The 24,718-nt window shown below is 44.7% G+C and carries 18 protein-coding genes; all 18 read right to left on the bottom strand.

Annotated features, from left to right (window positions below; translation table 11 throughout):
• Window positions 1–373 precede the first annotated feature (373 nt).
• The 18 genes from M3206_RS18055 to M3206_RS17970 all read right to left on the bottom strand — a co-directional run bounded on the left by M3206_RS18055 (window position 374) and on the right by M3206_RS17970 (window position 24,503).
• Entirely contained in the window at window positions 374–1,324 is a 951-nt protein-coding gene (locus tag M3206_RS18055) for a carbohydrate ABC transporter permease (RefSeq protein WP_251313910.1), read from the bottom strand.
• Window positions 1,325–1,342: 18 nt separating this feature from the next.
• Window positions 1,343–2,203 (bottom strand): carbohydrate ABC transporter permease, encoded by an 861-nt coding sequence (locus M3206_RS18050; protein WP_251313909.1) that lies wholly within the window; start codon window positions 2,201–2,203, stop codon window positions 1,343–1,345.
• Window positions 2,184–4,463 (bottom strand): DUF5696 domain-containing protein, encoded by a 2,280-nt coding sequence (locus M3206_RS18045; RefSeq protein ID WP_251313908.1) that lies wholly within the window; start codon window positions 4,461–4,463, stop codon window positions 2,184–2,186. The genes M3206_RS18050 and M3206_RS18045 overlap by 20 nt, the downstream gene beginning before the upstream one ends.
• Window positions 4,456–6,471 carry a YIP1 family protein gene (locus tag M3206_RS18040; RefSeq protein ID WP_251313907.1) on the bottom strand — a complete coding sequence of 672 codons (2,016 nt, stop codon included), beginning with the start codon at window positions 6,469–6,471 and terminating at the stop codon, window positions 4,456–4,458. The genes M3206_RS18045 and M3206_RS18040 overlap by 8 nt, the downstream gene beginning before the upstream one ends.
• A gap of 20 nt (window positions 6,472–6,491) precedes the next feature.
• A complete protein-coding gene (locus tag M3206_RS18035; RefSeq protein WP_251313906.1) occupies window positions 6,492–7,370 on the bottom strand; it encodes a carbohydrate ABC transporter permease in 879 nt (292 codons plus the stop codon).
• A gap of 19 nt (window positions 7,371–7,389) precedes the next feature.
• Window positions 7,390–8,292 (bottom strand): carbohydrate ABC transporter permease, encoded by a 903-nt coding sequence (locus tag M3206_RS18030; protein ID WP_425590748.1) that lies wholly within the window; start codon window positions 8,290–8,292, stop codon window positions 7,390–7,392.
• Complete coding sequence (locus M3206_RS18025; protein ID WP_251313904.1) at window positions 8,267–11,227, bottom strand: extracellular solute-binding protein; 2,961 nt, start codon at window positions 11,225–11,227, stop codon at window positions 8,267–8,269. Before M3206_RS18025 ends, M3206_RS18030 begins: the two co-directional genes overlap by 26 nt.
• A gap of 31 nt (window positions 11,228–11,258) precedes the next feature.
• Entirely contained in the window at window positions 11,259–12,623 is a 1,365-nt protein-coding gene (locus M3206_RS18020) for an ABC transporter substrate-binding protein (RefSeq protein WP_251313903.1), read from the bottom strand.
• A gap of 27 nt (window positions 12,624–12,650) precedes the next feature.
• Window positions 12,651–15,032 (bottom strand): beta-galactosidase, encoded by a 2,382-nt coding sequence (locus tag M3206_RS18015; protein ID WP_251313902.1) that lies wholly within the window; start codon window positions 15,030–15,032, stop codon window positions 12,651–12,653.
• Between the two features lie 8 nt (window positions 15,033–15,040).
• Window positions 15,041–16,015, bottom strand: a complete 975-nt coding sequence (locus tag M3206_RS18010) for a LacI family DNA-binding transcriptional regulator (RefSeq protein ID WP_251313901.1) — start codon at window positions 16,013–16,015, stop codon at window positions 15,041–15,043.
• Between the two features lie 203 nt (window positions 16,016–16,218).
• Entirely contained in the window at window positions 16,219–17,124 is a 906-nt protein-coding gene (locus M3206_RS18005) for a sugar phosphate isomerase/epimerase family protein (RefSeq protein WP_251313900.1), read from the bottom strand.
• Between the two features lie 4 nt (window positions 17,125–17,128).
• A complete protein-coding gene (locus M3206_RS18000; RefSeq protein ID WP_251313899.1) occupies window positions 17,129–18,295 on the bottom strand; it encodes an ROK family transcriptional regulator in 1,167 nt (388 codons plus the stop codon).
• Window positions 18,296–18,319: 24 nt separating this feature from the next.
• Entirely contained in the window at window positions 18,320–19,306 is a 987-nt protein-coding gene (locus M3206_RS17995; protein ID WP_251313898.1) for a hypothetical protein, read from the bottom strand.
• 228 nt (window positions 19,307–19,534) lie between these two features.
• Entirely contained in the window at window positions 19,535–20,611 is a 1,077-nt protein-coding gene (locus M3206_RS17990; RefSeq protein ID WP_251313897.1) for a Gfo/Idh/MocA family protein, read from the bottom strand.
• Between the two features lie 79 nt (window positions 20,612–20,690).
• Window positions 20,691–21,443, bottom strand: a complete 753-nt coding sequence (locus M3206_RS17985) for a sugar phosphate isomerase/epimerase family protein (RefSeq protein WP_251313896.1) — start codon at window positions 21,441–21,443, stop codon at window positions 20,691–20,693.
• Window positions 21,444–21,465: 22 nt separating this feature from the next.
• On the bottom strand, window positions 21,466–22,524 hold the full coding sequence (locus tag M3206_RS17980) for a Gfo/Idh/MocA family protein (protein WP_251313895.1): 1,059 nt from the start codon (window positions 22,522–22,524) through the stop codon (window positions 21,466–21,468).
• On the bottom strand, window positions 22,521–23,366 hold the full coding sequence (locus tag M3206_RS17975) for a sugar phosphate isomerase/epimerase family protein (protein WP_251313894.1): 846 nt from the start codon (window positions 23,364–23,366) through the stop codon (window positions 22,521–22,523). Before M3206_RS17975 ends, M3206_RS17980 begins: the two co-directional genes overlap by 4 nt.
• A 270-nt stretch (window positions 23,367–23,636) precedes the next feature.
• Window positions 23,637–24,503 carry an ROK family protein gene (locus tag M3206_RS17970; RefSeq protein WP_285877023.1) on the bottom strand — a complete coding sequence of 289 codons (867 nt, stop codon included), beginning with the start codon at window positions 24,501–24,503 and terminating at the stop codon, window positions 23,637–23,639.
• Window positions 24,504–24,718: the final 215 nt, after the last annotated feature.

Genomic DNA, 24,718 nt, shown 5'->3' with positions numbered 1-24,718 from the left:
AGCTTCGCGACATATTCTCGGTACTCTAAAGACTTTCTTTTCATGTGGACACGTCCCCTAAATTAGTTTTGTTTAAGTATAAAGAATTCTCACAAGGATGTCTCCACTTTTAAGACTAATTTAAGTACCGCTCAAAAATACCGAGTTTCGCTCAAAATCTCTATGCTACGCTCAAAACACACCTAGTTTCGCTCAAAAAACTCATTTTTCGCTCAAGACTACTTCCTAACACAAAAACAAGGGAGGCAGAACACCGCGATTCCGGCTGTCATCCCTACATTAAGGAAGCAGCTCGGAGCAGAATTCTGCCACCCACTATTCTTTTTAATAAAAGTCGAACGTTTTTGCCTGCAAAAACGCTACATTTCAAAAATTACTCCCCAGTAATCCCCGAACGGTCCACACCTTCAACGAACCAGCGTTGTGTGATGATATAGACGATCAATAGTGGCAGGATGGAAAGCACCGTACCTGCCATCTTGATGCCTTCGTTCAGTTGGTTGCCTCCGCTCACACCCATCTCAGCCGGGAACATCTTCTGATACGTCGCGACGAACTTTTGCAACTGAAGCGGTAACGTCGTCAACGCGTCTCCAAAATAGATCGCGGCCAGATACGTTTCGTTCCAATACCACACGAACGAGAACAAGAACGAGATGATGATCGCTGGAAGCGCCATCGGAAGGGCGATCGTAAAAAAGATCCGGAAATGCCCTGCCCCATCCAGCTGTGCCGCTTCTTCAAGAGCTTTCGGAACGGCACGGAAAAACTGATAAAAGATCAAGATGAAGATCGCGCTGTTCAATCCTTGTCCGAAGGTTGCCGGCAATAAGAACGCCGAAAGACTTCCTAAGATATTCAACTCATTAAAGAAGATATATCTTGGGATGAGCGTTACTTGCGGCGGTATGATAAATGTCGCAAGAACGAGAACAAAAATGACATTTTTCCCTTTAAAATCAAAGCGTGCAAGCCCGTAGCCGACTACTGCGGCAACCGCCGTTTGAGCCAAAGCAGGCAGCACCGTGACGTAAAGGGTCTCCATCAAGGTAGAGAAGAAATCCATAACTTTATTCGCTTGTTCATAGTTTCCGGTATAAAGCTGTGTTGGAATCCAGTTCACAAGCGGATTTAACAAGTCATCTAAACTCTTAAAGCTGTATACACCCATATAGAGAAGCGGATAGAGATAAACGAATCCGATCCCGATCAAGAGTCCGTAGATCAAAAGTTTAAAAAGAAGGCCGTCCGTCCCTTGCATGCCCAAAAACATTCGTCTCGTTTTAAAATAATATTTGTTTACTTGCTGTGTTTTGGTTTGCACGTTGATCACATCCTCTCTTTAGGTGTAGCTTTTCTTTCGTTTGATCGTCATCAACCCGACCGAAATGGCCAGTGCTGCTGCGATGATGAGGAAGTAGATCCAAGACAGGGCTGATGCATAACCATAGCCTGTATCTACTTTAAACATGTTCTTCTGTATATGTTCGATGATCGGATTCAGCGAAAAGACGGAATACGTGACGATCGTATAGATCAGGTTCACGACGATCATCGGCACAAGGCTAGGCAGTGTGATCTTCCAAAAGAACTCCCAGTTGCTAGCCCCGTCGATCTTCGCCGCTTCAAAGATCTGCTTGTCCATCTTCTGCAGTGCGGCAAGAAAGATTAAAATCTGAACACCTGAGTACCAAAGGATGACGATCAAGTTTTTGATCAGATAGAGCAGAATCCCGTTAAAGAAACCTTCCGGGTTATCGTTCAGCGTCTGGTAGATCGCGTATTGTTCAATAGAAGGAATCGTTGTGATCCCTTGATCGATCAGTTCCTTAATTACTGGTCCGCTGGCGATGATAACGGGCAAAAAGAAGATCGTACGGAACACACCGCGGAACTTTACCTTTTGGTTCAACAGAAGCGCGATGATCAAAGAAAAGACGATGATGATGGGAACCGAGATCACCATTTCTTGGAGGTACGTCATGACTCGGTCTAAGAACGTTCCATCCACCGTAAAGGCATATTCATAGTTTCCGAACTTTACAAACTTCGTCTTGATCCCATCTGTCGTGATCTTGACTTGCTGAAAGCTCAAGAACAATGAGTACAGAAGAGGAAAAGCGGTAAAGACAAGAAAGCCAACGATCCAAGGTGAGACAAAGAGTAAGCCTGTTAGGTTTCTTTTATTCGCCAGCTTTTTCATCCGCTTCTCCTCCTTCCGTTACCGAAAATCCTTTCGCATCAACCGTTACTCCGTTCTTTTCGTACGGCTCATTCGTATAGTTCACGATGATCACTTTTCCATTTGAATACGTTACTTCGACAATGCCAGTTTGTGGAACATTTCTGCTTACGATCTCTTCCCCTTCGACTTGTCCGAGACTTTTTTCTACCATCTTGTATTGATCGATGATCTTGTCTTTCCAGATTGAATACTCAGAGGTATAGATATCTTTCGATGCTGTTTTAGCCAATAGATGAGATGGTTCTTCTGTTAACAGGAACGAAGGGTATGCGCCATACTCAATCATGCGCAGCATCTGGTCTTTCGTGTCTGAATTGAAGTTAGAGTAAGGTGCGTAATACGGCATGTATCCTTTTAGAACGATCTGCATGAACGGTACTGTGTCAGTCTCGAACACGTAGTTGGATGAATTCATCGGAATATCCAAGTACCGGTCAGTCTCGCTCCATAAATACGTGCTCGGCTCATATAACGCGACGTTCCCCACTTGCTTTTTCAACGTTCGGAACAGTTCTTGATATGTCTTGATTGTCTGTGAACGTTCGGACGATTTTTTCGTGCTGAAATCGGAAAACAACGTGTAGCCTGTTGTATCGACAGCGATGTTTGAAACGCCAAGGTCCTTATACTCCTTACTCTCATCAGACCCTTGTTGTAAGGCTTTTTCGGGTGATAAATAATAGACGGTTTTCTTGTTCTCCCTGTTTGAGATCGTCTCGGAACTGATTTTCTTCGCTACATCTTTACTGCCCGAATAGCCTGAAGCGCCATCATAGGCTTTTGTATAATCTGTTTGAAAGTAAGTTTGAATGTTATCTTTTTGAAGCGCTTTGATCGTTTCTTTTACTTCGTCTTTATCACCAAGGTTGTTTTCAAACGGAAACTTGTTCGGTAGTGTACCGGTCAGTCCGCCTTTTGACCACCCTTTATAAACAACAAACATGTGATCGACTTCTTTTTTCAGTTCGTCGGTCATTTTAGGAATACTCGTGATCTTTGTCATCGGAAGAACGGAGTCCCATAAGAGACCTTCTTTTCCTTCTCCTCCAAGAAACTCAAGTCTTACTCCAGTCTGGTCTTTCTTTTTCTTCAACTGTTTCGTATCTTTCAGATGGTCCTGATAAGCCTTCGCCATCCCGACATAGTCCGCTTCTTCTTCTTGAAGGAACTTATATCTCAACTTGACGCCGAACGGGTTCTTTGATTTTTGATAAAGGGTTAAGCCCTTCATGTTCTTACTCGTCGGTTGATAATATTCTTTTCTAAAATGAAACTCAGAAGCGATCCAGTTAAAGTCTGTTGAGACGCCAGCTGGATAAGCGAGGATGTCGCCGTGTGTGTATCCTTCTTCAACGACTGCTAAAAAGGCGTTCTGCTTCACCCCATGAACCGCACCGAATACAGGCATCTTAATCTCTTCAGCCGGTGTCACTTTTGTATCTTTCTTCGTTTCGGTTTTCTTGAACGCTTCGTCCGTACCATAGATGGCACCAGTGAAAGGAGCATCTGCTTTGTTGCTGCTCTTTTCATAGCGGATCAGCGCACCCGAGCCATCCGGAATGAACATGTAGCCGTTGATGTCGTTTTCGTTCACCGCCCCTAAGAACGGATAGACCCGCATTGAGATCAGCTTCGTATACTTGCTTTCTCTGATCTTTTCTTCCGGAATTGAAACGACAACATCGCTTCCGTCGAGCTCCACCTTCACTTCAAAATCGAGCTTCGATTGGTTCAAGTAAAGAGAAGCGGTAAAACCTTTGTCCGTTACCTTTACTCTTGGACGGGAATCGTTCGTTGTGATACTTTCCGTTCTTACTTTTCCACGACGGTCCATGTAATCGACAGTGATCGCAGACTGGGCCATCTGTTCCCATGTTTTGTTTAGACGGTATTGATCGGGCTTGTCGAGTCCTGAATTCCAGACGTATTTGGTCTTTTTGTTCTGTACCTTAATGGCCAAGTTTTCTTCATTCACGTATAAAACAAGGTTCTCGTTCTCGGCTGCCTTTTCAAAGCCTTTGAACGAGTTTTCCTGCTGAACAGCCTTTGCCTCTTTCTTCTCAGGCTTCGTGAACAAAGAAGACGTGTATTTCATGACATTTTGGCTAGTTTTCTCCACTTCTGGAGGCTGATCGGTACGTTTCTTATCATCTTGTGCTGCAAGGACCGTGATCGGTACGAGCAATAGAACGAGTGCAAGCATGATTTTTTTATACACGTAAAACAGCCTCCTTTATGATGGAATAAACGAAATCGTACACTTGGTCGATCAGTACGAATACGATGAACACGACCAGAAGCATGATCACCATGCCGAACAGCGTAACGAAGATGTTTCGTAATGTGTCTGAGAACGTATAGTTGTGAATCTCTTTGATCATGATGAACAGGATGATCAGGCACCACGCATAGATGATGCGGATCGAGAACACATACACAAACGCTTCATTATACGTAAGAACATTGGATAGAAGCGTGATCGGGATACTGAATACGAGAAACGGCGCGAGTGCATAGATCGTTCCGATATAGATGTCCTTGAATCGTCCTTCCCCGTCATTGATCGTACTGACGAGATAGTTCACGATAATAAAAAGACTGAGTGGAACGACGAGGAGCAGAAGTTCACCGAGCAGTGTCGCTTCTGTGCCGACCGTGTTGTAGATGAACCCGGTATAGAACCGGCCGTAAATGTATTCCGCGATCAGAATGATATAAAGGATCGTTGCTGATAGGACCGATGCGTATTTCTTACGTTTCAAATAGTAGAAGCTGTCGATCGGATGTCTGAAGAACTTGAACAAAAAGAGCAGTTCCGAGATCAGTTTCTGTTGCTTAAAGGCGCGTAAACCTCTACGCGGTTGATCGAGTATGCCTTTTCGCTTATCGACGGCCTTTACGACATAAAATAGAACGATCAGTGCGAGAAGGATCAGTAGAACCATCTCTAGATTCTCCTGCATCCATGCATGGCGGACTTCCCAGAACGAATCGGAATAGCCGAACACATCGTTAGCAAACTTGTATTCTTCTAGAGCCTTATCATAGTCTTGCTGCTTGTAGTAAGCAGACCCCATGGCTGAATGCGCCAAACCGAACGAGGAGTTCATCTCCAGAACCGATTCCCAGTATTTCTGGCTCTGTACATAACGCCCCTCTTTAAAGAGCGCGATCCCTTTATGTACTTGATCGGAGAAGGCGGTAGATTCAAAGATTTGGATCAAGCCGCGTTCTTTATCGGTTACATACAGCCTGCCTTCTGGATCGATCGCGATGCCTGTCGGCTGTTTGAATAATCCGAGACGGTTCGTGCCATCGTCTTTCCCGCCAAAAACGAATAATAGATTTCCAAAGCTGTCATATTCATAGATTTCGCCTGCACTGGAAACAACGAACATGTTTCCTTCTGTATCAACGGTAATATCCTGCAGTGACTTTTCTTCTGAGATATCTTCAATGAGCATGTTCTTCCCTGCAACGTTCAGCTTTTTGATCACCTCGTTCGTCGTTCCTTCTGTTACGGAATAGACGAGCCCTTGGTCATCGAGTGCGATATTGTCAGGTGCCGGCGGTGTTTTCATGAACATTCTTGCTTTTTTGCTCTCAGAGGTCAGAAGCTTCTGCACGAAGTTGCTGAAGGAAGCCTCTGTGCTGTTCACCCCGTAATAGCCAAGGAATGAACCTTCATTGCTCAGCTGGATCATCCCGTTCGTCGATCCTTCACTGATCACATAGATGTTGCCGCGTTTGTCCACGGCTACTTTTTGCGGTTTAAAAGCAGATTTTTTTCCGAAAAGCGGAGAATCAGGTTTCCCAACTTCCTTTTCTACTTTTCCGTCTTTATGAAAGCGAAAAATCTTCTCTTCTTCATAATCTGCCACATAGATCTTTTCTTTATCGTCCACATAGACGCCCGTCGGTGATTTTAGGATGCCTTTTCCGATCTCCTGGATCTTGTTGCCGTTCTTGTCAGCAACAATAATGGTCCTCGTACCTGAATCAGCTACATACAGGTTTCCTTTTTGATCAGAAAAGATATCTTCAGGATTCGTGATCCCCGCATCCGGCAGAAGTGTGCCAACCGGCATATAGGCGGTCTGTGTTTCGATCATCTGTTCATCTGCCGATAATGTCTCTGTCTTATAAGGGACAGAAGCAGAAGCGATCGACTGAAGCGGAACGAGCAAGAATACCAATAGAGCTGCAAATTGTAATATACGCTTCATTTCTCCCCCCTCCTACTTTCTTACTTGATTCCTGAATGAGCCATCGTATTCATCACCTGGCTCTGCAGAATAATAAAGATAATGAGATTCGGTATGAACATGATCAAGGAAGCAGCTGCTGCGAGTCCTTGTCCTGCCACATTATTTCCGTCAACCGTTGACGTTAAGGTCGACATGTAAAAAGAGAACGTCTTCAGTCCTTCATCGTTCACATAGAGTGACGAGCTCTCGATGCTGTTCCATACGAGCTGGAAGGAGAGGATCGCGATCGTTGCGATTGCCGGTTTCACGAGCGGAACGATGATCCGTACGAAGATCTGAAAATCAGATGCTCCGTCAAGCCTTGCCGCCTCGAGCAGCTCATCGGGTATCTGATCGATGAACTGCTTGACCAGAAACAACCCGATCGGCATGGCGAGGAGCGGCAGGATGTGCACCAGGAAGTTGTTGATCAGTCCCAGTTCGTCGATCAAAAGGTAACGCGGGATGGCTACAGCTGCCGGGACGAACATGAGGGCAAGCGTGTTGATCTCAAAGATCGCTTTTTTCATCTTAAAATTTTTCTTAGATAACGCGTAGCCTGCCATCGTACTGATGATAACGGTAAGAACGACAACGATGAGCGTGACCACAACACTGTTGAACAAGAAACGAGACATCGGTACTCCCGTATCGTTCGTCTTTGAAAAAAGGTCTATAAAGTTCTGAAATGTTGGCTTATCTACAAAAAAACGCGGCGGATAAGCGAACAATTCATCGATTGGTTTAAATGCATGAAAGAATATATAGACGATCGGCAAAGCCATAAAGATAGCTAACGGAATCAGAAAAGCAAGGAACTTCAATTGGCTTTTATGAAACTTTGACGGGTTCATCTTTGTCCCTTGAAAGGCCGACATGTTTATCACTCCCTAACGTCTAGTCCTTTTCTCCAAACAGCCTCCAGGCTACTTTCGAGAACACATATACAACAATGAGAAGTACAACGGAAACGGCTGCTGCATATCCCATTTCGTAGCGGATAAAACCATAGTCCTCCAAGTGGTTGACCATCAGCTGACCGGCATATTGCGGAGTCGGGTTCGCTCCCGACAAGGCAACACCGATCGCCCCAGCCTGAAAGGTTCCAACTACTGCCATGACAGCCCCGAAAAGCATCTGAGGCTTCATGGAAGGAATCGTGATGTAGATGATCTCTTGAAAACGGTTTGAGATCCCATCAATGTAACCTGCTTCATAGATCTCGGTATTGATGTTAAGAACACCTGAGAGCATGGCGAGGAATCCTACACCCATACTGCCCCAGAGTGTTACAAAGATCATGATCTTCATCAGGTATTCAGGGGATTGCAGCCATTGGATCGGCTCGAGCAATACACCCATCGTGAGAAGCAAGCTGTTTAAATAACCTGTTTCATCTCCACTGAAGATGATCGTCCAAACGACTGCCATCGCCACACCCGCTGTCATCGACGGCGAGTAGATGATGAGCGCCAGGACTGTCCGCATCTTTTTTGGAACCTGCGCGAGTAACCAAGCGAGTATGAACGATAAGATATACCCGCCTGGTCCGACGATCAGGGCGAACGTTAACGTGTTCGGCAAGACTTTCTGCATGAACACTTCATCTTGTGTGAGGAGACCGACATAGTTGCTCAACCCGATAAAGGTCGGCGTTTCGATCGCATTAAAATATGTGAATGATAATGCGATTGCTGCTCCAACAGGTATGATGATGAAGGTTGTAAACAGGACAATGTAAGGAGCTAGGAACATCCAATGTGAGCGATCTCGTTTAATTGTTTTTGTCTTCATTCTCATCCCCTGCCCAACTTTTCACTTGTTCGATCGTAGGAATCGGATACGGTTTGACCATCTTGCCATCTTCCACATATCCGAACTCTTCCATCTTTCTCTTGATCTCTCTGTCGATCGCAACGACGGAATCATCGACTGCAGACCTTGGGTTGACCCCATCGAATACGATTCGGTTCCAGATGTTTGAAAGCTCACGCTCGATCATGTAGGAACCTGGATTCTTTGGTACTTCGTATAGATACTCCCATTGTTTTAGAATGGTTTCCTTATGCTCTTCCGGCCATGGAAGGTTCTTAAAGGCTTCCAGGTTGGACGTGTTCCACATGTACTCTGGTCCGTAAAGCATCTGCAAATTTGTCGCGAACTCTGTCTGGGTATCTGTCGATAACCACCATTTTAGGAGCTCCCAAGAATCTTCCTTGCTCTTTGTTCCTTTAAAGATCATCGCGGACTGTCCAGAACCCGTCGCCCAGCGTTCGACTGTACCATCTTCCTTTTTCACACCTGGATGAGGAGAGATATCCCACCATCCTGCGATCTCAGGAGCAGCTGCCGTCAGCTGCGTATATGTGGTAAAGTTTGCTGTCCCGATCGGAAGCGTTGAATAACGGAAATGGTTATAAAAGTTCGGAACCTGCAATGGCAAGCTGTAGACCGTGTTCAACTCCGCCATAAACTTGATCCCTTTTAACGATTCTTCCGTTCCGATCGCGGTCTTCATGCCATTTTTGCCATAGAGATCACCATCAAACTGATAAACGAAAGGAGCCGTAGCCTGGAACGGCTTGAACCCTGTAGCACCTGCGATGTGGGTATAATAGTTCATCCCGTAACGCTGGAGTTCCGGCAAGATCCCCTTTACGTCTTCCCATGTATCCGGAACCGGCAGACCGAGTGCCTGCAGAATATCTTTTCTGTAAAATTGAACAAAGAAATCTTGTGTTTCCGGCATCGCATAGACGGAATCACCGATCATGAGCGGCAGAAATGCGCCTGGTGAGAACTGTTTACTGAACGTCTCGAAATCGTCAAACTGATGCAGGTCAACCGCAGCACCACGGATGGAAAGTTCGTACGGCAGCCATGAACTGATGCCAAGCGCAAGATCCGGCTGCTTGTTGGAAGCATTCGCTAAGATTAGCTTTTGTTCTTCCGGCATGATCGAGAACTTGACTTTGATCCCGGACTCCGGCGTAAACGTTTGATCGGATAAGTTTTGCAATAACTCGACGTACTGACGAGGTCTGTTCACCCAAACCTCTAACGTATCCTCATCTGCTTCACTCGCAGAATAGTTTTCTGAGAAGAAGGATAAGAAGAAACGCTGGATCGAATCGAACAACTTCTCCCAAAAGCCTGCTTCTGCATTTGGTACTTCTTTTTCATCACCGTGTACGTAAAAACGGTCGATCGTCAACGGTTGTTTCGGCAGTGTCACAAGCATGTTCCCCAACAGCTGTGCGGCTGAAGATGAACCTTCTGAAAGCTCTGTGAGCCTTGCCGGGATCTCGTCTGGCTCCTTACTTAATTTCCTTAGCTTTTGAATGGCCATCTTTAAGGAGATCATGTCTTTTGAATCTTCATCTGTGTTATCTAATGTGCGTAGGTGTTTGAGTTCACTTTCCAGTTCATCCGCCCAGCCGGCAAGCTTTTTATCGATACCCGGTATATATTCACTGATCTTCCATCCACGGGCCGTATCTGTCTGGTTTCCTGTCAGCTTCCTGATCTCAAGCGTCAGTTCTTCCATCTCTCTCATGATGTTGTTCGTCGTATGAAGAACAGGCTCAACCGGTGAAGCATCTGCTTCTAATCCGATATCATGCTCACCCTTGGTCAGATAAAATAAATAAGCTTTCCCTTTTTTGTCTGACAGTGTGACGTTGGACCAGCTTTTATTAAAATCAAAGGTGAAGGGCGCCGCTTCAGCAAAAGGCATCTCACCATCGATTAAAAGTTTTCGAAAGACCGGACCCGTCGTTTCTTTGTTCTGCAGGACTTTAAACGTCAGCTTGTAAAAGCCATCTTTCTTTACGTTTACTTTCCAGTTAACGGTTTGTCCCGATTCTTTCCAAGAATCGCCGCCAAGTGTGTTCAGAAGAAGCTTCTTTGGACTGCTCGGAACTGCAGATGTATCATTTGCCGCGAACGGTCGTATGTACGAGCTGTTCTTTTTATAATCCTTTTCTGCTTCTCGTATGATCAGTGCGTCATCAACGAGTTTCTGATCTTTGTGTTCCTTGAGATAGTCTTTATAAGTTGGCAGTTTTTTTGGTGATTTGACATACGCCTTCCCGAGAAACATTTCTCCCGATAAGTTCGATAGCGTGATCGTATTCTTTCCTTTTTTCAGTTCGTATTTTAACGGTTCAGCTTGCAGCTGGCTCGCATCCTCTGCAGTAATCCTGCTCCATTCCTCAATTCGTTTTTGCTTTGGAATCATGTCATTACCAAAACGGTCTTTCTGGAAGGTTTGTTTGGCATTCTTCCAGTCAGCCGGGAATACTATTCTTCTGCTCTCGTAGAATGGATATTTACCGTTCACTTGAATAGCGCCCTCTATTGGAACAACCTCATTGCTCAGCGGGTAATAATCAAAAGATAGTTCATAAAGCCCCGCTTCTTTTACATCAACCTCGTATGAAACGGATGCTTGGTTATGCCAATAGAAAACACGATCGTTGTATCCTTTGCTTTTCTCAACCGGCAGCAAGTTTGATTGTTCTGCTGTTTGAAAGTTTGAAGGAGATACGGACGCTTCAAACTCTGAAGCGTCCTTCTTCCCTTCTTTCTTCCAGTTTTCAAGGACGGTATGATAGTTTTCCTCCACGACTTGTTCGGCAGGTTTATCATTACTGTTCGTTTCAGCATTTACTATATGTTGTGGAAAGATGAAGCACAGCATCAAACCTACCAAAAGAAATCTTTTAAACTTCATACTATCAACCTCCCCTTAAAATCCCGGCTTCCTATTTATCTTTTAAAGCCTCTTGTGCTTCTTTGCTTTTTTGGTCTGCTAGTTGATCAAGCTGTTTTGCGTAATCTTCAATCTTTAACTCGCCTTTGATCACGTTATCCAAGATCATGGCTACTTTTGCATTTGCTTCTTCTCCCACTTTCACACCAGTTGGTGCTTCCCAACGAGCGTCTACATAACCTGGCACCGTTTTAACAGGCTCTACAACCGCATTATCTAAGTTGTCATAAGCCAGCTTGATTCCAGGTACTTCGTTGATCGCAAAGTATTCATCTAAAATTTCCGGGTCTGCGTTAATAGGAAGTGTGTTCAACGCTTTTCCTTCCTTTTCAGCGATATCCATACGCTTCATGAAGCCTTCTTTACCGAATGACATCCATTTTGAGAAAAGGAAAGCTTCTTCTGGATGTTTACTTGTTTTAGAGATTCCAACAAAGTCGTTCGTTACACCCGTTCTTCCACCTGGAAGTCCGATATAGTCAAATTCAAACTGTCCTTTTTCAACAAGAGCCGGGATTCCCCAAGTTCCGTCCCATTTCACGGCAACTTGTCCGTTCATCCAAACTTCTTCAGCGTTTTCACCTTTAAAGTTCGCTTTTAACTCATCAGGAAGAGACTCATAGGCATAGTTGTTCGTCGTGATTTCTTTTGCAAGATTTGCTCCTGCAATGAATTCTTTGCTGTCTAATGCATATTGTCCGTCAGCCAATGTGTACCAGCCCATGTCCGGGTTAACAGCAGCCGGATACCAGTCTGCTACAGAGAATGCATGGTTTGTTCCTGCAATCCCTTTAGAGATGTTTGTTACGTCTTTGATTGCTTTTGTGTATTCTTCAACGGTAAAACCAAACTCTGGGTAATCCAGGTTTGCTTCGTTAAACAAGTCTTTGTTTACGATATAGCCTAAGAAATGCTGAGCAAATGGAACCGCGTAAACTTTTCCGTTGTATGTTGCAGAATCACGTACAGCTTCTGGAATGTTGGCAAAGTCTTTATCTTTTTCCGCCATTTTCGTGATATCCAGCAGCCAGTCATTTGATAATGAAGCTGGAATCTGAGGTAGAGCAAAAACGTCTGGCATCTTGCCGGCACTTGCTGCAGCTGCTAATGTGCCGTTCCAGTCAGTCGGACTGATCGACTCATCGATCTTGACCTTGATGTTCGGATATTTCTTTTCGAATGCCTTGATCATAAGACGCTCAAGGTTTTGTTCCTTTTCTGTACCAAGTGACCAACTTGCATAAGAAATAGTCACATTTTCTTTTTTCTCACCGGTGCTCGCCTTTTCATCTGAGCTGCAGGCAGCCATTGAGAACAGAAGCGACAAGATGGCGATAAGCGCGAAAACTTTTTTCATGAAAAACCCCTCCTAATTTAAATAGATTTATAGTGGTGAAGCTTGTACTGCCACAGGATTAAAAAGAATGCGTTCTGTTTCGTTATGGGAACGAATCAGCACTTTAAATTGATGCTCCGTCAGTTTTTGCACAGTGATCGCTTCATTTTCTGACGGTATCCAGTCAGAAGAATGGAAAACGAATTCTTCCTCGTTTTGTTCGATCTTGATGAAGAGTTCAAGCTTGTTTTGCTCCTGCTTCAGATGATAGATCTCCCCTGTTCCATACGTGATGGATAAATCATCTCGAAGCGGAACATCGATTGGGAGCATGAGGCCGGCTCTTTGCGGAACGGTTAATTCCTTCCCATCAAAAAGCGGCTTTCCTTTGTAATGAAGAGTCGTTTTCTTTTTGTATTCATCAAAGTTTTGGATAAACAGATAGCTTCCATGGTCTGGACTTGTTCGAACGGTGAGATCGAGTTCTTCATCTAACTGGAAGCGGCTCTTGATACCAGCCCGCTCAGCCAACTGGACGATCAGGTCGTTCTGATAGTTGAAGCTATGATCCATTCCGATTCCGAACATGATGAGCGTTCCTTTTCCAAGTTTCTTTTCGAAAGCAACGACTTCTTTCTCATCTTCTGTCCAGGCAAATGCTCCACTTTCCGTTTCATAGATCTCCAGCTGATTCGTGATCACATTTTCCGTCTCATCGATCTGGACGAAGCCGTGATGTTTATGCCCTTTTACCGCGACGCCGATATAATCTTTTAAGATTGTACATGGTACGTTCTTCATCGTTTTTACAGGTACGGTCGGGAACAAGATCAGCTTTCCGCCGTTTTCCATGTAATTCACGAGCTTTTGCTGAATGTTCTCATCCATCCATTCGGTAGAGAACATCCAGAGCGTTGGAAGTTTACGAGGATCCAGCTCATCATCATCTAATAGATTGACAGCGTCATAGACGATATTGTTCACCCTCAGCGCTTTGGCGATCCCGTTATACAGATAAGCGTCTCGCTTATGCTGGATCTGATCGGTCATGTCCTTCGTATGTTCATCGTGGAACTCCGTCATGTAATAATCCGGATAAAAGCCAAAATGTGTATCCACTTCCGGCTTCGTTTCGATCAACGAACCTTCGAAGACTTGAAGCATCTTCCCGATATGCTGGATCGTATAGTAATGCGGACTCTTCTTACCGTCTTTTGTAAGAGGCGCCTGCCAGTCATGGCGTTTACCAAAGAGACCGATATTTTCATAGTTTTCACCCGCGGCGAACATATAATAGTTCACGCCGTTCATCCCATCAGCGATACAAAGGCGGGTTGTGAGATCGAACGTTGCTGGCTGAAGCCTTGGTTTGTCATGAATGCTTCCGCCTTGAAATTCTGCCGAGAACAGCGGCTGTTCCTTCCACTGAACGGCTTTCGTAAACGCATTTGCGAGCACAATATCCGTATAGTTGTCGTACTCGATATTGCCGATATAATAATCGCCCGCCATGAGGACGTTATCGATCTTCGCTGTTTCTAGGAGCTGCGAAATGCCGATCGGGTACATCGTGCCTCGTTTGGTGAGATCGATCGTATGAAAACCATGGATGTTCACCACAAACGGTACATCGATTCCTTTATCTTCAGCCGATCGCTTCAAATACTCGATAAAGCGTCGATAATGTTCACGAAGGAACAACCCGAACTCATTCCGGAGCGCATGAGCAAAGATAGGCTCTGGCTTTTTACTCTTTGATTCCGCGAAGCTTTTTAGCTCGCTGTAAGGAACGCAGAATGTTTGTTGAAATTCTTCCTGTGTGTATTTATGTTTAAGATGCTCTGTGAACTCTGTTAAGGTAGATTCGTTATAGTCAGGCTGATTGGTTACCCAATGAAACATCCCGACTTCGTTATCAAGCTGAAAAAGAATGACCGATCCACCGTTCGTTACAAGAAACGGTCTGATGACGGCGCATACTTTTTCATACCAGATCTCTACTTTTTCTAAAAAGACCGGATGACTGTAGCTGACAACGCGTGTAGGATGCTGTTTTCCGTCATTTGTTTTCGCGACCGCTTCCGGATAGTGATCGATGAACCAGGTCGGAACCCCGTGGTCCACGATCTCTGCCATCACGTAAGGGCCAGGGCGAACGAGGCAATACATCCCTTCTTCTTTTACCAGCTGAAGAAATGTTTTTAGATCCCTCTCAGGACGTGTTTCCCCTGTTAGATCGATCGAACCCTCTTCATATTCGTGGAAAATCCAAGGAACATAGGTACTGACCATGTTTGCGCCCGCTTCTTTCACTTGAAGGATACGGGTTCTCCATTCATCTCTTGGTACACGGAAATAGTGGAGTTCTCCACCAAAAAGCATGATTTCTTTTCCGTCTACGATTACTTTTTCGTTTTTAATCTGAATCATGTTTCACCTCACCCCGAAGTACGGCTCATTAACTCGACCGATACAGCTTCCATCGTTTCCGCATCATACGTTGAATCCATCATCTTAAACAATGACTGTGCGGCAATGGTTCCCCACTCTTTTCTCGGAACTTTTATCGTCGTGATCGAAGGACTAAAATGTTTGGATACGTAAATATCATCAAATCCGACAATGGCAATGTCATCGGGTATTTTAAGATTTTTCTCTTTAATTGCTCTGATTGCTCCCATGGCCATTTCATCGTTTGCACAAATAAAGGCTGTGGGAACGTCCTGTGTACGTTTCTCTATGTACTGGGACATCGCTAGATAGCCGCTGGATTCCGTAAAATCCGCTCGCAGCAGATCTTTTCGGGAGAATGAACGGTTGTACTTTTTCATCTCCGTTTTGAATCCTTTCAAGCGCATCTCACCATCATAGGATTCACGGGAACCTGCCATGTAACCAATTCGATTGTGGCCTTTTTCAAGAAGGTAGCGTACCGCCATCGCCGATCCTTGTTCATTTGGAAGAAGGACGTGGTTGATAAAAGGCGTCTTGATCTCCCTGTCCAAGACGACGCAAGGCAACTTTTCATCAGCAATCGCTTTTAAAAACGAATCTTCCATATGGTGGTTCAGGATAATCGCGCCATCTACATAACGCTCCACTAGCAGCCGATGATTGTCATCTGATGCATAGACCATCAGTTCATAGCCGTTTTGGATGACCACATCTTGAATGCCTTCCATCATATCCGTGAAGAACGGACCGGTGAATCCACTAAGGAACAGACCGATGATATTCGTTTTTTTCTCTTTGAGGTTTTTTGCAGGACCGTTCGTCCGATAGCCGATCTCTTTAGCGGCAAGAAGAACCTTCTGTTTTGTTTCTTTTGTGATTAAGGAGCTTCCATTGATGGAATAAGATGCTGTTGAAACGCTAACGCCTGCCCGCTTCGCAACATCTTTTAATGTGACCAACTACCACCCTCCTCACTGGTTGAAACGTTTCAATTTTTTAGTAAAAAAAATCGGGAACAGGTTTTCGAAACGTTTCACCGACACCTAAAAAAATATAGGGCTTACATATTATTGAAACGTTTCAATGAAATAATTATAATTGAAGTTGAAACCGTTTACAATAGTACTTTTTGAATATTTTGAAATATTTTTAGAGAATTTGTCTATTTTTTGCTCATCTGTATGATTGGTTGAGTCGTATCAAAACCAGGAATACTTGCTAAGTACTCTTTTGAGATGATGAGCCCTTGTTTCGTCTTCTCTAAATCTCCGCCCCAAACCGGATCTTCATGTTCTACACTTATGGCTCCGCTGTAACCCGCTTCAGTCAGTTCCGAGATGAACTTCGTCCAGTTAAGGTCACCTAAACCTGGCAATCGGTATCTCCACCAGCTAAAATCTGACAGAATCCCTGCTCTCTTTAATTGTTCATGGTTGATCTCTGTATCTTTTGCATGAACATGAAAAATTTTGTGGCCAAATTCTTTAATCGGAAGGTAAGGATCGATGAACTGCCAGATCAGATGAGAAGGATCGTATGCGAGACCGACATTTGGTGAGTCCAGTCTTTCAAATAACTTCTCCCATAGATCTGGTGAGATCGCGATGTTCCCCATGAGTGGACAGTTTTCAAAGGCGATCTTCACGTTCACCTTTTCTGCAAGTTCTAAATAATCATGAAACAGTGAAACGACCTTCTCTAGACTGTATTCCGGCTTTGAGCGGATCGCGTCATAGCCATCATAGTGATCGCCTTTTGCGTTTGCTGATATACCGGTAGATGTGACAACGACTGGAATACCCAGTTCCCCCGCCATCCTTACCCGGTTAAAGAGCTCTTTTTTATGGATGGCTGCGAGTTCCTCATCTTCACTTAAAAAGTTTCTGCAATACGTTAATGCAGAAACTTCTATCTTTCTTTCGGAAACTACTTTTTCTAAGGAGTGAAAAGGTACATTCGGTCCAACTTCCAAAGCTTGAAAGTCATGCTGGACGGACCAGTTTACCAGTTCTTCGATGTTGTCCATACCATGATGAACCAATGAATTCGTTAAAAAACCAAGCTTCATATCCTCACCTATTTTCGTTTAGATTCGCATTGAATACGGCATAAAGTAACGCTAGGCTCGCAGCCCCAATCACACCGACCTGTTCTCCCATCGAAGAAGCTTCGATCTCGACGTGTCTTTTTTTATCGAGAAAAGATAACTCGCGGATCTGTTTTTTGAGCGCCGTGATCAAGGGCAGTTCGGAATCCGCAAGTCTGCCGCCGACCATAATTTTGTTTACATGAAGCATATTAATAAAGGAAGTGAGCACGGTTGCGATCTTTTTCCCCGCATCTTTTGCCCCTTGGAGCATCTTTTCATCGTTACGTTTACACCCTGTAATAAAATCATCGATCGAATTTAGTTGATACTTCTTTATAAGCGCAGCCTCAGAAGCATATCTCTCCAAGCAGCCTCGGCTTCCGCACCAGCAAGGGTTTCCTTCTGGCTGGTAGATCATGTGACCCAACTCACCGGCACCTGTAAGATCACTTCGATATAACTGGTCCTTCAAATACATGCCTGAACCGATTCCTTGGCCGAGGTAGACGACAAGAAAGTCTGATTCGTTTTTACATGACCCGAAAAGCTTTTCGGCAAGGGCCATCCCGCGTACATGATGGTCCACGTAAACTGGAAGATGGAAGCGGGAAGAAACGGCCGATGCGAGTTCGACATCTTCCCACCCCATATGTTCTGCTTCTAAGATTCGTCCCTGCTCAAAATCAACAAGTCCCACTGACCCGATTCCGATGCAGGATACAGGATTGCTGGATGTTGCGAGGAATTGTTCGAGTTCTTTTATTAATAGGGATAAAAAATCATTTTGATCCATTTGTTCAGGAAGCGGAAAAGAATGAAACTGCAGCACTTTTCCCTTCAATGTCATGATTCCAAATTCAACGCGATCACTTCGGATATGGACACCGGCTATACGCTTCGACTCTTCATTTAAATCAAGAGCAATGGTTTTGCGCCCTGCCCGCTTTTCTCCGCCTTCCATACTGCCCGTCTCGACAACGAGTTTCTCAGCGATCAATTCAGTGATAATGTTCGTGATCGTAGCTGGTGTCAGCTTTGTAAAAGCAGCGATCTCCTGACGAGTCGGCTTCTCCAGCCTGAGGATCGACTGCAGGACGAGTGAGCGATTTAATTGTTTGGTTCGTAACGTATTTTGGCCGATGAATGACATATCTTCCTGACTCCTTATTTCGTGCTAGATTTTTACTTTACATAGACGCAGCTCATGCGCACCGTCTTCTCTTGTATATTCATAATAGTACCATACAGCACCTTCATGAACGATCGCGTCCACGTACCTGACGGCCTTGCCCGTTGCGGTTTCGAGCACTGGACCCTCTACGTTTAGTTTGGCAAATGTACGGAGGTCAAACGTAACGGCCTGTGCTACTTTTTCTTCATAATTCTGTTCAACACCGACACTTCCATCCCACAGGACCGTGTAACCGTGCTGTGTTGGGATGATCGTCGTGAGGCGCGATTGATACTGATCCCATCCTGCGTCACTTACTGGAATGACCGTATCCACCCACTTAAAATCGATGCCATCTTCACTGATCGCAAGCCCTGTTGGTGCAACCGCAAGTCCTGTATTATGAACATCACCGGTTTGGTGCATCTCTTCTGATGCCGCAGTCTTGAGTCCTTTAGCGTACACAAAATACATGTAATACTTGTCTTCATGTTTCACAATATAAGGATCTTTAACCCCTTCTGATTGAGGAAGGTCCCTTGCCGTTAATACCTTTTTGCGGTTTTCGACTTGGAACGATGAAGGTGTCTTTGCTTCGACGACATCGATGCGCCAGCGGTTATCCGCAGGATCGACATAACTGATATAAAGGCGGTACAGATCATCATTTACTTTTACGAGGGCAGAGCGTTCGATCGAGCTGGAATCAAGTTCGCGCTTATGAACACTCCAAACGTCTGTGAAGTTTTCACCATCTTTGCTGCTCGCGATGCGCACTTCAAAGCCTCGCTCGTTTTCTCCAAGTCCACGCGGGTTGCGAAGGCGGTAATACAAATAAAACGTCTCATCTTTTTCATCGAATAAAACGGTCGGCGCTCCTGCCCAAAAGCCTGTCTCGTTACCGAGTGGCGAGATGACCGTCTTTCCTTCTTCGGGGTTGAATAGTGGTGCTAGGTTTACAGTGGCTTGATGTGTTTGGGTTTGTTGCATGTTGAAATCCTCCTTGTTTGTTTTGGTGAGGGGTATGGGGAGCGGTTAATTCAGCGACCATCCCGTTTTTTTACGGTACGTGTTTTTATATTTGTTACACGTTCGCTCAGAATTCTTGAGTTTCGCTCAAAAACGGCGAGTAACGCTCAGAATCTTCTCGCTACGCTCAAAACACCCTTCGTTTCGCTCAAAATCTCTTTTTTTCGCTCAAAGTCCATAAAAAATCTATTATTCTATCTCTGAAATCGAGACTCGCCTTCCTTCTTGGCTCGATAAAACGGCTGCATCGATCACTTTTGCAGCTTTTGCGGCATAAGCGAACGATAATTCATGCGGCTGATTGTACTTTATCGCCTCATAGAACTCTTTATACTGTTTACCACGGGCAAGTCCCGGGAACTTATGCCGCTCCTCGATCTCAAGAGGTTCTCGTTCACCAGACCAGGAACCATCAGCATTCTTTTTTCTCAAGAAGAGCTGCCCGTGCTGATCCATAGAAATAGCCGCTTTCGTCCCCACGATCTCCAAACCATCGCCATCTTGTGGCAGCAACCGAGAGTTGTTCAGCGTTATCATCGCTCCGTTTTCTAAACGGGCGATCACCACAGCTAGATCATCGTTTGTAACTGGAGCTGTTGAAGAACCTTCTGCCTGGCGCGCTTGGATAAATGTTGCAAGTTCAGCCTGTACGCTCTTAATCTCCCCACACGTTTCATGCAGGAAAAAATGGATGAGATCCACTTGATGAATCCCAAAATCCGCGACTGCTCCGGCTCCAGACGATTCTTTTTTCATCCGCCATTCCAGACCAACGTTCGGGTTTCCGATCCTTCCGCCCCCAAGCTTATGACGATATGAAAAGATGTCTCCAAGTTCACCTGATGAGAGGATCTCTTTGATCAGCTGAGCGTATGGATGATAGCGATACTGCATGCCCATGTAGTTGACGACGCCTGCTTCCGCTGCCTCTTTGGCCAATTGTTGTGATTCGTAATAATCGATGGAAAGAGGCTTCTCACATAAAACGGGAAGTTTCTTCTTGAAGGCTTCTCTTGCGATCGTTCCGTGCGATAAGTTATCGGTACAGATCACCACCGCATCTACCTTGTCTAATAATTCCTCTAGGCTGGAACAGATCAAAGAGGAAGAAAGATTGTGCTGCTGGATCCAATGCTGTGCGTTTTTCGGAACGATATCGTAAACCGCTGAGAGGATCCATTCAGGATTCGCTTGGATACCGTGAAGATGATCACTTGCCACACCGATCGTTCTTCCCGTCCCCACAATTCCGATTCGTAAGCTCATATTTTTGCACCTCCTATGAAATCTGTAATAATTAATTAATTCATTAAATTTATTAAATTAATATGATAGTACCATTCGTTTAGGAACCTAGCAACCTCTGAATATAGTTGTAACTGATTTGTAAACTATCGAATGGATCTCCCGGACATTCATCTTGTTCCACCACATACCACTCGATCCCCGACTTTTCACCCCATTCGATGATCGGCTTGACGTCGATACTCCCTGTCCCGAGTGCAGCGTACGTCTCTTCTTCATCGTTCGTCATGTCTTTTAAATGAATGATGGGCATGCGATTTTTGTAAGAATCGATAAACTGCAGTGGATCTCTTCCGGCCTTTTTTACCCAATAAATATCAATCTCCGCTAATATTTTATTGGATTCCGCTGGGTCTAACAGGTACTCGATCGCTGTTTGACCGTTGATCATCGTCTGAAATTCAAAATCATGATTATGGTAGCTGACACGGATATCAGGATGATTATCTACAATTGAATTCAATAACTGTTTAACATGCTGATAGCTATCAACTGTCCTTAACTCTTCAGACAAATAGGGACAAACGATATCTCTCGTCTCATAAAGATGGGCTTCTCTTAACACGTTCTCCATATCATATTCCAGTCGATTTAACGGAACATGCATGCCGGCCGCTTTTAAATTCAGCTCTTTTAACTTTTGTGCCACTTCTTTTGGGTCATATTTATCAGAGAGAGCTGAAATCTGGACGCTGCTCCACCCCATTTTTTTTAGATCCGTTAAAACTTGAAAAAGATCCTGTTCCATTTCATGACGCAGTGTATACAGCTGTACCCCAAACTTTTCTATCATTTTAAAATCCTCTCCTCTTCCTTTAATGTGTGCTTTCCACTTTTTTAAATGGCAGTGTGATTTCTTTACCGGTCTTGGCAGATTCATAGATCGCTAGAATGATTTCGAGTGGCTTCAATCCTTCCTCCCCGTTGACTAAGGGCTCTCTTCCTTCTCGGATGGCGTTCATCATGTCCTCGATCTGCAGACGATGCGCATAGCCAAAGACCGTTGTCGGGTCCGGTTTATCAAGATCCTCTGCTGCTAAGTTGACGGATTGGCCGTCCTGTTCCGTTGATTTTAAAAATAAATGCGTAAGTTTGTCATGCTCGATAACGGCAGATCCGTTTGTGCCAAAGATCTCAAGTCTTGAAGAGAGGCCAGGATACGCGCTTGTTGTGCCGACGATCGTTCCGAGTGCACCGCTCTTGAATTTAACGGTTACCACCGCAACGTCTTCCACCTCTATTCGATCATGAGCGAGTGTCGCTGTATGGGCAAAAACGCTTTCGACTGAACCGACTAAATATTGAAGCAGGTCGATCGTATGAATGGACTGGTTCATCAACGCACCGCCTCCGTCCATCGCCCATGTACCGCGCCATGCCCCGCTATCATAATAACTCTGCGTTCTGTACCAATTCACTGCGCATTCTCCAAGCACCATATGACCAAATTGACCGTCTTCTATTACGCGTTTTACTTTTACCGTGGAATGGTCAAAACGATGCTGTGAGATAACGGCGAGCTTCACTCCAGCTTCCCTGCATGCATCGATCATGGCTGTTGCTTTCTCGTACGTGACATCAATCGGTTTTTCAGCGATTACATGCTTTCCATGACGGGCAGCATCGATCGCAATGTCTCCCCTTAGGCCACTTGGTGTCAAGATGTTTACGATATCGATATCATCCCGTTTTAGAAGATCCAGATAGTCCGAATACCAATCCACTTGGTACGTTTGGCCAACACTTTTTGCGCAATCTTCCACCACGTCCGCTACAGCAACGAGCTTGGCCCCTTTAATGTTGTTGATTTCTTGTGCATGCGTATGGCTGATTACCCCGCATCCGATAATGCCGAATCGAAATTCCGTTGTCATGATGAAACCTCCTTATTTTGATGGATGTTTGTTAATAAGCGGTTTAAGGCTCTTGATGCTTGTTGGAAAAGTTGTTTTTGGCTGTACCCTGAAAATTCATCTTCTGCAGCTAAATGATGTTCGATCGATAAGAACCCTTGATAGCCGTCTTCTTTTAATTGAGTTAAAACGGCTTCCATTTCCCCATCCCCCTGTCCTGGAAGAAGTACTTTTCCGTCTAAAAAACGTGCATCCTTTATATGCACATATTCGATGTACGGCTGGAGTAGAGGGTATGCCTCTGTATAGGGTTTCACGCCGCATTGGACGAAGTTCGCCATATCAAATACGGCTCTGAAGTTTGGAGAAGAAATCGCTGTTAGGAGATCCAAACAGCATTCAGGACTGTCTCCATAAATGCCTTTTTCATTTTCATGAAGCAGGATCACATCATTTTCTTCTGCTTTTTTCACCATCGCCTTCGTTCGGTTGATCACTTCCTCCCTGTATGTGAAGTGATCTTCCTTTTTCGGAATAAAAAACGAAAAAACCCGGATGTAAGCGGTGTCAAAAATCTCAGCAAGCTTGATGACTTTATCAAGGTCGTTCAGCTGGTGAGAGAAATCATCCAGGATGCTGATTTTTCCGATCGGTGACCCAATGGCCGATACCTGAAACCCTTTCGTGTCGAGTTCTTTTTTGATAGTTTTAATGTCCTGTTCCGTTAGCTCGACCACATTTTTGCCCCATACACTTCGAAGTTCAATGTGTTTCATTCCTTCCGCTTCCAATACATTGAGCTGTTCTGTGAGGTCTGGTGAAATCTCATCACCAAAGCCTGTTACTTTTATCAAATTGGTCATATCTACTCCTTTTTTGCGCTAGATCATTTTTTGAAGTTCTTTCTTGCTTCATAAATCCGCTTTTGCACCATCAACACATTCGCTTCAAAACAGATGGGTGAAACGTTTCGAAAACAAGCGTAAACATCTCCTTGTTTTTATAATTTTTGATTATTCAATAAATTATGTATCATTATAGTGTTAACTCAAAAAGATCACAACTAAAGATTCATGGGTATAAAGTGGTGTTTAACAAAAAAGCCGACTCATGATCGAGTCAGCTTACTTAATCTACAATCTTTTCGCGAGCGCCAGTGCACCGCACAACCCTGCGTTATCCCCCAGTTCAGGCGGAACGATATAAGCGTCGATATTTACGAGTAGATTCTCGTGCTGGATGTAGCCGTTCAAGAGATTCACTACGTTTTCGATAATGATCGGAAACAGTTGTTTTTGCTGCATCACTCCACCACCGAGGATGAGTTTTTTCGGCGAGAGGACGAGGATGTAATTCACGAGTGCTTGGGCGAGATAATAAGCTTCGAGTTCCCATACTTCCGGGTTTGCTGAGAGCACAACACCCTTTTGACCCCAGCGGTTTTCAATCGCTGGACCTGCGGCCAGTCCTTCCAGGCAATCGCCGTGAAACGGACAGTTCCCTTTATACGTGTCGTCTTTATGTCGTTTTACGAGAATGTGGCCCATCTCGGGGTGGAGCATTCCGTGAATGAGCTTCCCTTCCGCAACCGCTCCGACTCCGATTCCCGTTCCGACTGTCATGTAGACACAGCTGTCGAGTCCTTTTGCCGCGCCCCATTCCATTTCGCCGAGCGCCGCTGCGTTCACGTCCGTGTCGAACGCCATCGGCACATCGATCTCTTTTTTGAGTTCACCGAGCAAGTTCACGTTCTTCCAGTGCTTTTTCGGTGTGCTTGTGATAAATCCGTATGTGGAGCTTTCTTGGTTCAGATCGATCGGTCCGAATGAACCCACGCCTAGCGCTTCGATCTGCTTGTCCTTGAAATAATCTATTACGAGTTTTAGTGTTTCTTCCGGCGTTGTCGTTGGAAAACTGATCTTTTCAATGATTTCTCCGTGTTCATTGCCGATTCCGCAGACAAATTTTGTACCGCCTGCTTCAATTGCACCTAAAATCATGTTGACCGCTCCTTTCGTTAGCTTGATTTTACCATGAAACGGTTGTAGTGATGTGATGTGAGTGGGGAAGTAGGTTTTTTTGAGTAGCCTTTAAATTAGTCTTAAAAGTGGAGACATCCTTGTGAGAATTCTTTATACTTAAACAAAACTAATTTAGGGGACGTGTCCACATGAAAAGAAAGTCTTTAGAGTACCGAGAATATGTCGCGAAGCTT

Source organism: Fictibacillus phosphorivorans (assembly GCF_023715845.1).
Taxonomy (GTDB): domain Bacteria; phylum Bacillota; class Bacilli; order Bacillales; family Fictibacillaceae; genus Fictibacillus; species Fictibacillus phosphorivorans_D.
This window is presented reverse-complemented; position numbering and strand designations above follow the sequence as displayed.

Coding starts and splice junctions, on each gene's coding strand:
- M3206_RS17970 (WP_285877023.1), bottom strand. CDS start 24,503: ATGATTTTAGGTGCAATTGAAGCAGGCGGTACAAAATTTGTCTGCGGA.
- M3206_RS18030 (WP_425590748.1), bottom strand. CDS start 8,292: ATGAGAATGAAGACAAAAACAATTAAACGAGATCGCTCACATTGGATG.
- M3206_RS18050 (WP_251313909.1), bottom strand. CDS start 2,203: ATGAAAAAGCTGGCGAATAAAAGAAACCTAACAGGCTTACTCTTTGTC.
- M3206_RS17975 (WP_251313894.1), bottom strand. CDS start 23,366: ATGACCAATTTGATAAAAGTAACAGGCTTTGGTGATGAGATTTCACCA.
- M3206_RS17985 (WP_251313896.1), bottom strand. CDS start 21,443: ATGATAGAAAAGTTTGGGGTACAGCTGTATACACTGCGTCATGAAATG.
- M3206_RS18035 (WP_251313906.1), bottom strand. CDS start 7,370: ATGTCGGCCTTTCAAGGGACAAAGATGAACCCGTCAAAGTTTCATAAA.
- M3206_RS17990 (WP_251313897.1), bottom strand. CDS start 20,611: ATGAGCTTACGAATCGGAATTGTGGGGACGGGAAGAACGATCGGTGTG.
- M3206_RS18005 (WP_251313900.1), bottom strand. CDS start 17,124: ATGAAGCTTGGTTTTTTAACGAATTCATTGGTTCATCATGGTATGGAC.
- M3206_RS18015 (WP_251313902.1), bottom strand. CDS start 15,032: ATGATTCAGATTAAAAACGAAAAAGTAATCGTAGACGGAAAAGAAATC.
- M3206_RS18000 (WP_251313899.1), bottom strand. CDS start 18,295: ATGTCATTCATCGGCCAAAATACGTTACGAACCAAACAATTAAATCGC.
- M3206_RS18040 (WP_251313907.1), bottom strand. CDS start 6,471: ATGAAGCGTATATTACAATTTGCAGCTCTATTGGTATTCTTGCTCGTT.
- M3206_RS18025 (WP_251313904.1), bottom strand. CDS start 11,227: ATGAAGTTTAAAAGATTTCTTTTGGTAGGTTTGATGCTGTGCTTCATC.
- M3206_RS17995 (WP_251313898.1), bottom strand. CDS start 19,306: ATGCAACAAACCCAAACACATCAAGCCACTGTAAACCTAGCACCACTA.
- M3206_RS18020 (WP_251313903.1), bottom strand. CDS start 12,623: ATGAAAAAAGTTTTCGCGCTTATCGCCATCTTGTCGCTTCTGTTCTCA.
- M3206_RS17980 (WP_251313895.1), bottom strand. CDS start 22,524: ATGACAACGGAATTTCGATTCGGCATTATCGGATGCGGGGTAATCAGC.